2 protein-coding genes are annotated in these 15,804 nt (G+C 49.4%); both read left to right on the top strand.

Translation table 11 applies throughout. The annotated features are described in order from the left end of the window. Positions 1–167 precede the first annotated feature (167 nt). The gene (locus P6910_RS04110; protein WP_317145017.1) at positions 168–7,931 is read left to right on the top strand and encodes an AAA family ATPase; all 7,764 of its coding nucleotides are present in this window, start codon (positions 168–170) and stop codon (positions 7,929–7,931) included. A gap of 150 nt (positions 7,932–8,081) precedes the next feature. Beyond that, entirely contained in the window at positions 8,082–15,662 is a 7,581-nt protein-coding gene (locus P6910_RS04105) for an AAA family ATPase (protein WP_317145016.1), read from the top strand. The last annotated feature ends 142 nt before the right edge of the window (positions 15,663–15,804 follow it).

Genomic DNA, 15,804 nt, shown 5'->3' with positions numbered 1-15,804 from the left:
ACGATTTGGAAACCTGATAGCAGTCCGGTCATGATGAATTTTTCGAGATCGGTCATTGCCTTCAAGGGTCACGGCTGACTGTCAAAAATGAACTTTCGTAGTATCTAAAGGTCAAATAATTAAACAGCTTCAATTCAGCTCTTCGGATGGCAGTTGGGAGATTGACTATGGATGGTCGTATTGGTGAGAAAATAGACAATAACCCTGTTCCTGGTTTTGCCGTGTCTGAGAGTGGTGAAAACACTGCCGTGGAGAGCGGCGTGCCAGCCAGGAAAGCAGAGCTGGATTCATCGTCAAAGAAAACAAAAACCTGTTCTGTCGTAACTCCCAAACTCAATAAACCCTTTCCTCCGAGGACCCTGCCTGACAGAGCGAGAATCGTATCCCCAATAGATTCATCACTCCAAAAGACCCCTCATGCCTTCGATTTCCGTTTTGTCGCCAGTGATGATGAAGTTCGTCAGCTTTTATCTACCCAGACCGCCGATGAACGTCGGGATGTCACTGTTATTTCCCACCCTGATGACCTCTCACAGGCTAATCTGGTGACCCGGTTGAGCATTTCCAAAGAGGGTCGCCACACTCTGCGTTCAGGCAAGCTCTTTGAAAGTTCAAAGCCACTGACCCTGGTGATGGATATCCGAAAACTCACCGGTGATGAACTGCCCAGATTTAACGATCTGCTGGACCCGGATAACCCCTGCCTGTACGACAAAGTCAGCCAGAAGAAACGCCCTCTGGGTGAGCATGTTTCTCTATTCGTCGTGGCAGCCCCTAAACAGCTGGCATCGGTTGGCCAGCGTGAAGTTGCCGCCGGTCCTGATTTCTGGCGACGGATTAATCGACCGGACAATACTTGGCAGTTCGACGCTCAGACCGGCAATGACTCATCAATGATCATCGCCGAGGTTCCGCCAGTAGTGCCTGAATTCACCCGTGCCAAAAGTACTACGGAAGACGACAACACCGTTTTAATTGACTGCCACCTGCACAGTCACTGGCGACAGTTACTGCTGGGTGGACCCGGAGTGGATAAACAGGGGCGAATCCAGCACCTCCCCGGCAGGCTTGAATCATTGAAGGCCGGACAACGGGTCATTCTGAAAGGAGCCAACTGGGAAGATCTGGCCTTTGAACAGACGCTTCGACAGATGCTGGCGCAGAAGTGTTTTGAGAGCAATGGCAAGATCTGTCCGTTACCCGACAATGTTCAGTTTTATCAGATGCCGGTGGGGAATAACGAGCTTCATTCACTGTTTCAAAGTCTGTCCCGTTCTCATGACAAAGAGCACGCATCACGTAACCCTGTCATCATTAACCAGAGTAACATTGCCCAATGGCTGAGCCCGATTGCCATTACCCCGGAAGGCTATGCAATCCCTAACACCTGTCTGTTGGAACAGGTTCGGGCAGGGGGAGCAGTCACCGTAACGTCTCCCCTCACTGAGGCACTCTGGTTTCGCTTGCTGGGTTCATTGCAAACCCTTCGTGAGATGACTGGCCTGGAGCCCCGACTTCAGGTGGCTGATTCAAAACGTCAGCCGAAAGTCCTGGGATTGACAGAAAACGATGAAGTTTCTCTGTCCTGCCCAAAGGAAAAAACCAGAGATCATGCCCCGGTGAGGACCGTCACTTATCAGCAACCTGCCCAGGCCAGCCATTGGATCAATAAGCAGCCGGATTCACCTCTGGTCATTCAGGTCAATGAACAGACCAGCTTCAGCCAGTTATTCGATAATATCCATATCACCTCGGAACAAAAGGCCCATTTTGGACACCGTCAGACTAAGTTGCAGGAGGTATTAACCGCTGGCAAGCCAGTGATATTGCTGGGACTGGAAAACAATCCAACGCTTCAGCAGCTTCTGGAACCCCTGATGGTTGGGCAACCTCTGTTGGTGAATGGCCAGTTGCAAGACTATCCAAAAGCTCGTGTGACAATACTCTGGCCTGAGTTTGTGAAAAGCCCCTCTTCAATATTTCATGCGACGGTCGCCACGGGTGAGCCGTGTCCTGAGGTCGATCTCTGGGATATCAACGCCCGCAAGTATGATATCGCCCGGACTAAGCTGCCAGAACAAGCGCTTAAACAGCTTTACAAAGCGTTTAAAACCGTACCTGCCCACCTTTGTAGCCCTCTGCCTGAAATAACCGCAGGTTTGCTGAATAACCTGATAATGGCTGCCCGCCGGGCACAACAGGCTGACCACTCCATGCAGCTCCTGCCCCGCCACTGGCGCAAGGCCATCAATAGCGTCATCACCCATGGCACCCGGCAGCATCCTTCAGTGCGGGATTTTATGAAAGTAGCTTGTTGGCACCTGTTACCGGATAAGACGCCGGATGAGGATCAAGCTGCCTCGGTAGACCCGGATCAGTTAGCTGCGATCATCAATAGCGCCCCGCGACTGGATAGAAAGTTTGTCTGGCAGAACCTGTGGCCACTGGCCCGAGCCTTTGACCCGGCAGTATTTAAGGACACTGGATTTAAAGAATTACAACTTACCTATGAAAATCCATTTCGACAAAGGGGTGCAACAGAGAGTCTGAACAGGCTCTGTACCATAATCGTGGCCCATGGGCCTGAGCACAAACGAGATGCCTTAGCGTATCAGTTGAAAGTCGATCTTGTGAAAGCGGAACCCTGGCAATCCTTAGCCATCAGACCAGGCAGACAGATTAAACGTTTGCAAGATGCACTGGCTTCTGGCTGGCAGTTACTTCTGCCATCGGGGCAGACCCGATCCGATGCCATTCACGCGCTGGCCAGCGATTGTTTTCACATGTCCAGAACAGCGAATGCGGAGGCAGAAGGCATTGAACGTATACAACATCGACTCTCTGAATCACTGGAATGGCAGGGTTCCGCTGATATTCCCCTGTCTGCACTGGCCAGGGATCTTTATCATGGCGAGATGAGTCAGGAAGATCGTGAAAGCCGTCGTTTATCCCGGCTCCATGACCGGCTGACAGACTCTCCCGTTATATTCCTTGAAGGGGAAACCGGCACCGGGAAAAGCTACTTTTCCGCCAAAATGGCAAAGGCTTCAGGACAGGCTTTGGTTATTTCCCTTGGACCTTCCGACAGCGAACAGACCCTGATGAAACGCTGGCAGTGGCAACAACACGGCGATGGCGACCGCTCTATGGCAGAACAAAACCGGGCATTGATGGAATGGGCCAATACCAAATCCGACAAAGACGGAGAATACATTACCCTGGTACTGGATGAAGCTAACCTGGCCGAAGCCGGATTGCTGGCGTCATTGAACGGCTTATGGGAACCGCAACCCTGCATCTATGTGAATGGTCATCCTGTCAGGGTCAGCCCAAAACACCGGGTGATTCTCACCGGCAACCCCGATCATTACGCCGGGCGCCAAATGGACCCGGCCCTGAAAGAGAAACTGCCGAGGGCATACTACCCACGTCTGGATCAGGCTTTCCTTCGAGACAGAGTAGTGGAACCCGCTTTGCTCAATCATTTACAGCGCCACAAAATAAACGACATTGCACACAGTGCCAGCAAGAGTGTGATGGCACTCTGGCAATATTACCAGGAGCTGTTGCCCGAGCATGAGTTTACCCCCAGGGATTTAACCGATATCTGCAGTTGGGTGGGTTGGTATCTGGATCGTGTGTTATCTGAAGGAGATGGCGCCAGCTGTGAGCAAGTGAACAGTTTGATCCAGCAAAGTTTCCGGGATGTGTTGGGTCCCGAAATCACCGAAACTCAACAGGATGCCCTTTCAGCACTGGAAATCTGGTTTGCTGCCCACTACCACCCGGACAACACCCTGCGCGACAGAGTTCATAACCACACCCTGCCAGATATTCAGCGGGACTTCGAAGCATTCACCAAAGAATTCCGACCTGAGTTTGATACCTCCAGTTCGGCAGTCATTGAACTGGTGCAACGGCTGGGACAGGATTTAAGCCGCTGTCAGCAGGCTTATCATCACGACAGAAAACACGGCGGACGACAGGCGACGTTGATTGAAGGACCAGCCGGGAGGGGTAAGGATGCCACGCTGAACCTGGTGATTGAAAGTGTCAGACAGCAGGCCAGGCAACGGCAAGAATCCATGCCAGAGGTCTCTCTCCTGAATGCCTGTGATTGCTCCTGGGAGCAACTATGTGAAACGATCCGGAAAGCAAAAGTCGATGGCGGCATCGTGGTGATTTCGGAAATGAATCTGATCGACAGCCAGCATCTGGAAGGTGAGTTAAACGATATTCTGGCCGGTGACGCCCATCCGGGCTTTCACCTGTTTGCCACCATCAACCCGCCTGAGTACAGCGGGCGAAAACCCTTATCACCGGCGCTCAAAGGACGTTTTCGACATTTACCGATCCGCCAGTATAACTCGGCAGAATTGCAGACCATTGCCGGGAAAGTGTTGCCAGACTCCCCAAAAGGGAAATTCGTTGCTGAACGGCTGACTGAAAAACATTGCCGTTTAAGAGCCTGCCTGCAACGGAAAGACCTGCCGTTACAGCCCACCAGTCGCGATTTACAGAATGTCGCCATGGCTGTCAAAAGCGGAGGCGATTTTAGCGAAAAAGCACTACATCAATGCCTCAATCAGCACTACCGGCTTTACCTGATGGCCGCCAATCTATCGCTGGAGGAACTGTCGGAGTCACCGGCTCTTGACATGGGTAAAGGAACGCTTGATTCCGGACTCTGCCAATGGTTCAACAAAACGGTACCGGACATTGATCGTCCCTGGTTGATACGACTCAGCAACCTCGACAGTATTGATGAAAAAAAACATGAAATTCGTGTTAAGGCTCGTCCGAATAAAGAGGAAGTCAAAGCGGAAATCATCAAAAGGATGGCTCAGGCCAAATGGCAGGCATCCGGTCTTTCCCTGAAGCCGGATGAGTCGGACGATGTACTCATCCAGGCACTCTACCGACACTGGCAGCAACGCTGGTTTGCACATAAGTTTTGCGAGACAGTCGTGGATGCTAATAGCGTATTTCCCCTGACGGAAGAACAGCAACAAACCCTGAAATTACCGACTTCCCAGCCTTATCTTCAGGAAGCTGATCAGCGGATAGAAGCATGGAACTCCGATGCAGTTCAATGGTGGCCTGCGTTCTGGCATCAGATAAGTAATCTGCCGAGCCATCAGGTTGACGATCATAGTAACGAAGCTTTAGCGGTTGGCAGTGATAAGGCTCCTGAAAAATACCGTCTGAAAGCCCGCTCGAAACTGGCTAAGTTATTAAAATGGAGAAAAAGCCTTAAAGGCCCGGAGAGCAGAACGCTTCCCATCAGACAGCCTGATCCTCAGGCATTGAAACAGAGAACGAACAATAAAGATCTGGTGAGCAAAACATCTCCCATCAGACAGCCTGATCCTCAGGCATTGAAACAGAGAAAGAACAATAAAGGTCTGGTGAGCAAAACATCTCCCATCAGACAGCCTGATCCTCAGGCATTGAAACAGAGAACGAACAATAAAGGTCTGGCGAGCAAAACATCTCCCATCAGACAGCCTGATCCTCAGGCATTGAAACAGAGAACGAACGATAAAGGCCCGGTGAGCAGCACTCCTCCAGGCGTCTGGTCTTCTCCTGCGGTATTGGACCAAAGAACGAACTATGAGAATCTGGAGCTGCCACAAATTGAACATTATAAAATTTTTAAACCGCAAAACCAGTCTTCCCATATGTTTCGCTCGGCGCTGCGGGATATCAATGTGACTGCCTGGGGTGATGTCGAACTGACCTTTCTTGAGGTTCAATACATTGAGGGTGTCGAAACCCTCAGACCGGATCCATTTACAGAGTGCGACCAGGAAGTGACCTTAGCCAGCAATCAAACGCTGGCAAACTTTTCGGTATTATTGAATAAGGAGCATCTAATTGTATTGCCCAGCCTGACGTTTAACGACTATATCGTCGCCTTGCGTATGAAACCCTTTTTGCCATTTAAGCTGGTCAGGGATCGATATACCGGGCTTCACATAGTTTTGATTCCGGAGGGCGAAGCCGGGCAAGCCCTTGACTTTGTTTATGTCGTAGAACGCAGAGAACCAGGCAGAAAAACACTTCCTGAAGAAGCCCGGCCAGAACGATTAACAAACCTTGATGCCCGGTGTTCAGAAGGTATGAAAACCGTACTGAATAAACTGTTTAAGACCATTGAAAAACAACCGACCTTAATACAGGTGCCTTTGCAGAAAATAAAAGACGCCGAAGACACAGAGCAACGAATTGAGGCGATCACGAACTATTGCCGACAGTTTTCCGGTAAAGCCAGACCAGCGAGCCATAAGAATTTCTTTAAGTTTCTGGTAACACAACGGCAAGGGAGCTGCCGTCATCGTACGCCTGTTTTTGTTGCTTTTTGTCGTTATTTCGGGATTCCATCCCGGCAAGTGAATAGCCTTATCCACAGCTTTGCTGAATATTCCGTGGATGAAGGCCAAACCTGGGTGTCAGTGGATCTCGGCGGGGCACCCGTCGAGAAAACAGACATCGAATATGTCTGCCAGACCACCACAAATGTCAGTCATTCCAGCACTGAGTTAAAGAAGCATAAGGCTTTTCTGAAAGATCTCATGAAAGGTGCTGATTTGACTCAACAGCAAACTCTGGCTGAAGTCTGTGATATGAGCCGTGTGGAACTGAACAATGCCCTTGAGACAAACCGCGCATTGCCAGAAGCCAAGCTAATTATTTCTAACATAATCGGGAACCTTTGGGAGAAAAGAGATTTAATCAGTTTTTCCCTGGCCGTCTCAATCATCGTGTCGCTGGGGAAAGAAGCATTGGGCGATTACGAGGAGCAACTTAAACCGATATCGAAGGCAGTGAAACGAATAATATTGTACCGCGATGATAAACAGCGTGTCATTGAACAACTCAAGTTACTCCATTCAAAAATAATTAATCAGGGCGACCTGAGGGCTCACGATTGGTTTTCTTCAATGAGAGAAATACTGAAAGACAGTGACCTGACCAAGCCATCGGTTATTCGCTTTGCCCTTGAAGTCCTGAAATTGGGTTGGCTGGATCCAATCCTGAACGATGAGAAATATATAGAAAAAGCCGATAAACATCATAGGCTATTGGTGCGTCTGAAAAGCGTCGATGAGCTCAGGGTTGAAGCCACTCATTGCCTGAAAAAGTGGTATAAGCAGTTGTTCTTCAGGGAAAAAAATAGTCAGTTATGGCAGAAAGCTTATGAAGACTTCCAAACTTATGAAGACTTCCAACGGAGAGAAGGTACCTCGTTCGTCGATCATTGTTATGATGGGTTTTCATCATTCCTTGAATATGAAATTACCAATCGACTCTTAAAGAACGCCTGGACGGACGAACCTGAAGGCATCCCCAATATAGAACGAATGCTGTCGCACCAGCCCGCTTTTCCGAGGTCAATCTCTGGCAGGGGGAACCACCGTCCGGTGATTATCCTGGGGGCACCTTCCTGGGAGTTCACATCTATTAACAAAAAGGTCGGAGATCTCTTGCAAATTCAATATGCGGTCATTTTGGAACGTAATGGGAGAGTAGACGTAGACCCGCTGCTTTTAACAAAAAAATTCGAGGATTTGATTCAGAAGGCCTTCAGTCATTATCTGTATCAATTGACACACTCAAAAGGCGGCTGCTTAACCTATTGTTGGGCCGATGCTTACATCAAATGTTGCAACGAGAGATACTCCTATGGTGCTCATGATCCATCCTCACCAGAAGAGCTGTATGTCATGATGTCTGAAACTCAGGGCTCTAAATTGCTTATGGACTCTCCATCCAGATTGTTTGTGGACTTTCTAAAGGATGACTATTTACGGCAGGCACTCAACGCCGATAACGCACTGGTGCTCAAATCCGATGAGCTGACAACCATTGCCGAAGAGTTTTTGAAAAGCCTGGATTTGGTTTCACTTTCTCACGCGTTGGAAACCTGAGAGTAATCTGGTCATGATGAGTTTTTCGAGATCGGTGATTGCCTCCAATGATCACAGCTGACTGTCAAAAATGAACTTTCGTATTGTCTAAAGGTCAAACCACCAAACTACTTCAATTCAGTTCTTCAGATGCTAGTTGGGAGATTGGCTATGGATGGTCGTATTGGTGAAAAAATTGACAACAACTCTTTTCTTGATATTGCCGTGTCTGAGAGCGGCGAAGAGAGCGGCGAAAAGAGTGTCGAGCCAGCCAGGAGAGCAGAACAGAATTTACCGTTAAGGATTACAAAGGTCAGCCCTGGTATCAACTACAAACTCAATAAATCATCACCTTCGACAACCTTTCCTGACAAAGCAAGAATCGTTTCCGCAACAGATTCCTCGCTCCCAGAGACCGCTTATGCCTTCGATTTTCGTTTTGTCGCCAGTGATGATGAAGTTCGACAGCTTTTAGTGGTTCAGACCAGCGATAAGAATCGGGATGTCACCCTTATTTCCCACCCCGATGACCTCTCACAGGCTAATCTGGTGACCCGGTTGAGCATTTCCGAAGAGGGTCGCCACGCTCTGCGTTCAGGCAAGCTCTTTGAAGGTTCAACGCCACAGACCTTGGTGATGGATATCCGAAAACTCAGCGGTGATGAACTGCCCAAATTTAACGATCTGCTGGACCCGGATAACCCCTGTCTGTACGACAAAGTCAACCGGGAGAAACGCCCTCTGGGTGAGCATGTTTCTCTGCTGGTCGTGGCAGACCCCGCACAGCTGGCATCGGTTGTCAGGCGCGGTGACGCACCGGCGGTCGGCGCTCCGGGTGCTGATTTCTGGCGACGAATTAATCGACCGGACAATACCTGGCAATTCGACACTCAGACCGGCAATAACCCATCGCTGGAGATCAACAAGGTTACCCCCTTATTGCCTGAATTCACCAATGCCGAAAGTGCTACGGAAGACGACAATACCGTTTTAATTGACTGCCACCTGCACAGTCACTGGCGACAGTTACTGCTGGGTGGACCCGGAGTGGATAAACAGGGGCGAATCCAGCACATCCCCGGCAGGCTTGAATCATTAAGGGCCGGACAACGGGTGATTCTGAAAGGAGCCAACTGGGAAGATCTGGCCTTTGAACAGACGCTTCGACAGATGCTGGCGCAGAAGTGTTTTGAGAGCAATGGCAAGATCTGTCCGTTACCCGACAATGTTCAGTTTTATCAGATGCCGGTAGGGAATAACGAGCTTCATTTACTGTTTCAAAGTCTGTCCCGTTCTCATGACAAAGAGCACGCATCACGTAACTCTGTCATCATTAACCAGAGTAACATTGCCCAATGGCTGAGCCCGATTGCCATTACCCCGGAAGGCTATGCAATCCCTAACACCTGCCTGTTGGAACAGATTCGGGCAGGGGGAGCAGTCACCGTAACGTCTCCCCTCACTGAGGCACTCTGGTTTCGTTTGCTGGGTTCACTGCAGACTATTCGCGAGACCACCGGCCTGGAGCCCCGACTTCAAGTGACTGATTCAAAACGTCAGCCGAAAGTCCTGGGATTGACAGAAAACGACGAGGTCTCTCTGTCGTGTCCAGAGGAAAAAAACAAAGATCAGATCGCGTTCAGTACCCTCACTTATCAGCAATCTGCCCAAGCCAGCCATTGGATCAATAAGCAGCCGGAACCACCTCTGGTCATTCAGGTCAATGAACAGACCAGCTTCAGCCAGCTATTTGATAATATCCATATCACCTCGGAACAAAAGGCCCATTTTGGACACCGTCAGACTAAGTTGCAGGAGGCATTAACCGCTGGCAAGCCTGTGGTATTGCTGGGACTGGAAAATAATCCAACGCTTCAGCAGCTTCTGGAACCCCTGATGGTTGGGCAACCTCTGTTGGTGAATGGCCAGTTGCAAGACTATCCAAAAGCTCGTGTGACAATACTCTGGCCTGAGTCTGTGAAAAGCCCCTCTTCAATATTTCATGCGACGGTCACCACAGGTGAGCCGTGTCCTGAGGTCGATCTCTGGGATATCAACGCCCGCAAGTATGATATCGCCCGGACTAAGTTGCCAGAACAAGCGCTTAAACAGCTTTACAAAGCGTTTAAAACCGTACCTGCCCACCTTTGTAGCCCTCTGCCTGAAATAACCGCAGGTTTGCTGAATAACCTGATAATGGCTGCCCGCCGGGCACAACAGGTTGACCACTCCCTGCAGCTCCTGCCCCGCCACTGGCGCAAGGCCATCAATAGCGTCATCACCCATGGCACCCGGCAGCATCCTTCAGTGCGGGATTTTATGAAAGTAGCTTGTTGGCACCTGTTACCGGATAAGACGCCGGATGAGGATCAAGCCGCCTCGGTAGACCCGGATCAGTTAGCGGCGATCATCAATAGCGCCCCGCGACTGGATAGAAAGTTTGTCAGGCAGAACCTCTGGCCACTGGCCCGAGCCTTTGACCCGGCCGTGTTTAAAGATGCCGAATTACAACTGTCCTATGAAAGTCCGTTTCCAAAACAGGGGAAAAAAGACGTTATGGACAGACTCTGCGCCATAATCGTGATCCATGGGCCTGAAGAACAACGAGATGCTCTGGCGTATCAATTGAAAGTCGATCTGGCGGCAGCAGAGCTCTATCAATCGTTAGCCATCAAGCCAACAGGACGGATTAGGCGTTTGCAAGACGCACTGGCTTCTGACTGGCATTTACCTCTGCCACCGGGGCAGACCCGATCCGATGCCATTCAGGCGCTGGCCAGCGATTGTTTTCACAGGGCCAGAACAGTGAATTCCAAGTCAGAAGGCATTGAACGTATAAAACATCGACTCTCTGAATCACTGGAGTGGCAGAGTTCTGCTGATATGCCTTTGTCAGCACTGGCCCGGGATCTTTATCATGGCGAGATGAGTCAGAAAGATCGTGAAAGTCGTCGATTATCCCGACTCCATGACCGGCTTACGGACTCTCCCGTTATCTTCCTGCAGGGAGAAACCGGCACCGGGAAAAGTTACTTTTCTGCCAAAATGGCCAGGGCTTCAGGACAAGCTTCTGTCATTTCCCTTGGACCTTCCGACAGCGAACAAACCCTGATGAAACGCTGGCAGTGGCAAGAACACGCCGACGGCGACCGCTCTATGGTGCAGCAAAACCAGGCGTTGATGGAATGGGCCAGTACCGAATCCGACAAAGACGCTGAATACATTACCCTGGTTCTGGATGAAGCCAACCTGACCCAAGCCGGATTGCTGGCATCATTGAACGGCTTATGGGAACCGCAACCCTGCATTTACGTGAATGGTCATCCTGTCAAGGTCAGCGAAAAACACCGGGTGATTCTCACCGGTAACCCCGATCATTACGCCGGGCGCCAAATGGACCCGGCCCTGAAAGAGAAACTGCCGAGGGCTTACTACCCACGTCTGGATCAGGCTTTCCTTCGAGACAGAGTAGTGGAACCCGCTTTGCTCAATCATTTACAACGGCATCAAATAAACGACATTGCACACAGGGCCACCAAAAGTGTGATGGCACTGTGCCAATATTATCAGGAGCTGTTGCCCGGGCATGAGTTTACCCCCAGGGATTTAACCGACATCTGCAGTTGGGTGGGCTGGTATCTCGATCGTGCGTTGTCCAAAGGCGACAGTGTTAGCTGTGAGCAAGTGAACAGTCTGATCCAGCAAAGTTTCCGGGATGTGTTGGGTCCCGAAATCACCGAAACTCAACAGGATGCCCTTTCAGCACTGGAAATCTGGTTTGCTGCCCGTTACAAACTGGACAACACCCTGCGCGACAAAGTTCATAACCACACCCTGCCAGATATTCAGCGGGACTTCGAAGCATTCACCAAAGAAATCCGACCCGAGTTTGATACCTCCGGATCGGCAATCATTGAGCTGGTGCAACAGCTGGCACAGGATTTAAGCCGCTGTCAGCAGGCTTATCATCGCAAGATAAAACACGGCGGTCGTCAGGCAACACTTATTGAAGGCCCGGCCGGACGGGGTAAGGATGCAACGCTGAACCTGCTGATCAAAAGTGTCAAACAGCAAGTTGAAGAACGGGGAGAAACCATGCCAAAGGTCTTTCCCATGAACGCCTGTGATTGTTCCTGGGACACAGTGTGTGAAGCGATCCAGAAGGCAAAAGTCGATGGCGGCATCGTAATCATTTCAGAAATGAATCTGATCGACAGCCAGCACCTGGAAGGTGAGTTAAACGATATTCTGGCCGGTGACGCCCACCCGGGCTTCCACCTGTTTGCCACCATCAACCCGCCTGAGTACAGCGGGCGAAAACCCTTATCACCGGCACTGAAAGGACGCTTTCGACATGTGCCGATCCGGCAGTATAGCCCGACCGAATTGCAGACCATTGCCGGGAAAGTCTTGCCAGAAAACGAGCAGGGAAAAACCGTGGCTAAAATGTTGACTGAAAAACATTGTCGTTTAAGGGCTTACCTGCAACGGAAAAACCTGCCATTGCAGCCCACCAGCCTTGATTTACAGAATGTTGCCAGAGCTATCAACAGAGGGGGCAATTTTACCGAAAAAGCCATTCATCAATATCTTACTCAGCACTACCGGCTTTATCTGATGACCGCCAAACTATCGCTGGAGGAACTGCCAGAGTCATCGGCTCTTGCCATGAGTAAAGGCACAATTGATTCCGGGCTTTGCCAATGGTTCAACCAGGTGGTACCTGGTATTAGTCGTCCATGGTTGATAAGAAGCAGTGATCGCAACAGTGTTGATGAAAAAAAACATGAAATTCATATCGACACTGATCTGATTGAAGAGGAAGCCAAAACGGAAATAATCAGGATGGTGGCCCAGGCAAAGTGGCAGGCATCGGGTCTTTCCCTGAACCCCGATAAGTCGGACGATATTCTCACCCGGGCACTTTACCGACACTGGCAACAATGCTGGTTTGATCGTGTGTTTGGCCAGATGGGTGTGGAAGCCAGTGGCGTATTTTCCCTGACCGAAGAAGAGATACAAACGCTGAAAATATCAATTAACCAGCCTTATCTTCAGGAGGCTGATCAGCGGATAAGGGGGTGGAAAAGCGATGACGTTCGGTGTTGGCCTGAATTCTGGCATCAGATCAGGGATCTGCTGAACCATTTTGTTAGCGATTATATTAACAAAACCTCAGCTGTTGTTGGTAATAAGGCTTCCGGGCAATCCCTGCCACAAGTCCACGAGAAACAGGCATCAGTATTGGCTCAGAGAAAGAACCATAAGACAGAACCGGCCAAGGCATTGGACTGGAAAACAGACTATGAGAACCATGAGAAGCGACACTTTCACGACTATAGAGTTTTTGATAAGGAGAATTTTCCTTCCCGGAATTACCGCTGGTTGGCAAGGGATATTTATATCTCTCCCGAAGGCAATATCGAACAGATCATTATTAATCATAAACACGTACAGGGGGTCGAAGTTCTCATACCTGCCCGGTTGCCAGAGGATGACCAGGAAGTAACATTAGCTAGCGATCAAACACTGGCGACCCTGGTGGTGACACCAAGAAATGGCCTGTATGCCCTGCCCAGCCTCACGGTCAACGACTATATCGTAGCCTTGCGAATGGAATCCAGATTGTCATTTGTTCTGCTCAGGGATCGCTATACCGGGCTTCATACAGTGTCTGTTCAAGATGACAGAGCCAATCAGAGTATTAAATTTGCTTATGTCGTAGAGTCCGGAAAAGAGGGCAAAAAAAAACCTGCTGAAGAAGTCCAACCAGCTCAGTCAACACGTTTTGACGCTCGCTGTTCAAAAGATATGAAAACAGTACTGAAGGAAGTGCTCACGAACATTAAAGAACAACCACACGAAGTGCAGGAGCCATTGCGTAGAATAAAAAGTGCTAAAAACACGACGCAACGCATTGAGGCAATCAGGGACTATTGCCGAGGGTTCTCCGGTGTTGCCATACCAGCAGAGCGCAATAAAAATTTCTTTCACTTCCTCGTCACACAGCGGCAAGGGAGCTGTCGTCATCGTGTGCCTGTTTTTATGGCTTTTTGTCGTTATTTTGGCATTCCATGTCGAGCAATTTCTAATTTTCTCCACTCCTTTGCGGAGTATTCCCCGGATCAAGGCCAAACCTGGGAGTCAGTGGACTTGGGCGGGGCGCCTGCCGATACAACAAAACACACACCTGCATTCCAGCTCACCCGTCGGCTCAGTGGTTCTGGCACTGAGTTGAAGAAGACCAGGGATCTCCTGAAGAATGTCCTGAAAGACGCTGATTTAGCACAACAACAAACTCTGGCCAAAGCCTATGGTATAAGCCTCAAAGAACTGAACAAAACCCTTGAGACAGACTGTGCCTTGCCAAAAAAAAATCTGAGTACTTTCGAAATAGTAAAGAACCTCTGGGAGGAAAAAGAGTTAACCGGTTTTGCCATGGGCGTCTCAATCTTGCAGTCGCTGGAGACAGAAGTATTAAGCGAGGACGATAAGGCATTGGTCGGTAAAGTGATTGGCGGCGGGAGACCCCCCTATAAACCAATGTCGGAGGCACTCAAACCAATATTGTCCAACAGTGATGAAGATCAGGTCACTGAACTACTCAAGTCACTCCATTCAAAAATGATCGATCAGGCCGGAACAAGCCCTGACCAGTGGTTGTGTTCAATAGTGGACGTATTGGCAAACAGTGATTTGACCCGTCCTTCGGTTATTCACTTTGCCCGTGAGGCTCTGGAATCGGGTTGGCTGGATCCAGTGCCGACCTATAGCAAATATACTATAGCGGCCGTTGAACATCATAAACTTTTGATGCGTCTGGAAGAGGTCGATGAACTGAACATTAAAGCCGCTCATTGCCTGAAAAAGTGGTACCAGCTAGTCATGTCCGGGGAAAAAAACCAGCAATGGCAATCGGCTTATGAAATCTTTCAGCAGAGAAAAGAGAATGCCTTCTTCATCACTGATCCTCATAACGGACATTCGTCATTCCTTAAAAATATAATGGCCAGTCCATCCGTCGAGATGGCCTGGACGGACAAACCCGAAGGCGTTCCGAATATAGAACGACTGCTGTTGCACCACCCTGCCTTTGTGCAGTTAAACTCGGGCAAGGGGAACCACCGACCGGTGATTATCCTGGGGCAAATTTCCCTGAACAGCAAAGTAAATAATGAAAAGGCCGAAGCCCTGTTTCAACGGAAACTTGAGAACAACCCGTACTTGCAGCAGATATCGGAAAAAACAAATCAATCTGAGGCAATGAAACAACCATACATTAATGCTCTGATAGCAGCAGATAGTGAGCAAGAAAGGCTTGATATCATCAGTAAGTACCAATCGACCCTGAAGTCCCTTGAGGTACCATCCAGGGACAAAGTTCTGGTGTCCGACTTAAAAGACCAATGCCAGAAAGCGATTCAACAGGCCTTCATTTATTACTTGTATGAAATGACACATTCGAAAGGTGGGGGCTTAACCTATTGTTGGGCCGATGCTTTCATCCTGGCGGAAGACGATGATGACCACTGTGGTGCTCATGCTCCATCCTCACCAGGAGAACTGTATGCCATGATGTCTTTAATCAAGAGCTCTGACTGGTCGCAGGAAGCTATTAAGGATGACTACCTGCGGCAGACATATCACGCCAGTGACGCTCTGATTCTGAAAACCAATGAGCTGACAAAAATTGTCGAAGAGTTTTTAAACAGCCTGAATTTGAGTTCGCTTTGTGACGCTTTGGATGCCTGATAACCGTTTGGTCATGTTGAGTTTTTCAAGGTCGGTAACTTCCTTTAATGGTCAAGGCTCTGTAGGGGACAATTTCGTAACGAATCTTGATATAAAAGGGTCAGTAGTTACTCGCCAGCAAGTATTACTGCAAGCTTATTAA

This window comes from Endozoicomonas sp. 8E (genome assembly GCF_032883915.1).
Classification (GTDB): domain Bacteria; phylum Pseudomonadota; class Gammaproteobacteria; order Pseudomonadales; family Endozoicomonadaceae; genus Endozoicomonas_A.
The sequence above is the reverse complement of the archived record's forward strand: the minus strand, read 5'-3'. Positions and strand labels throughout refer to the sequence as shown.

Bases quoted from the DNA above. Each gene is read 5' to 3' on its own strand.
- P6910_RS04105 (WP_317145016.1), top strand. From the start codon at position 8,082: ATGGATGGTCGTATTGGTGAAAAAATTGACAACAACTCTTTTCTTGAT.
- P6910_RS04110 (WP_317145017.1), top strand. From the start codon at position 168: ATGGATGGTCGTATTGGTGAGAAAATAGACAATAACCCTGTTCCTGGT.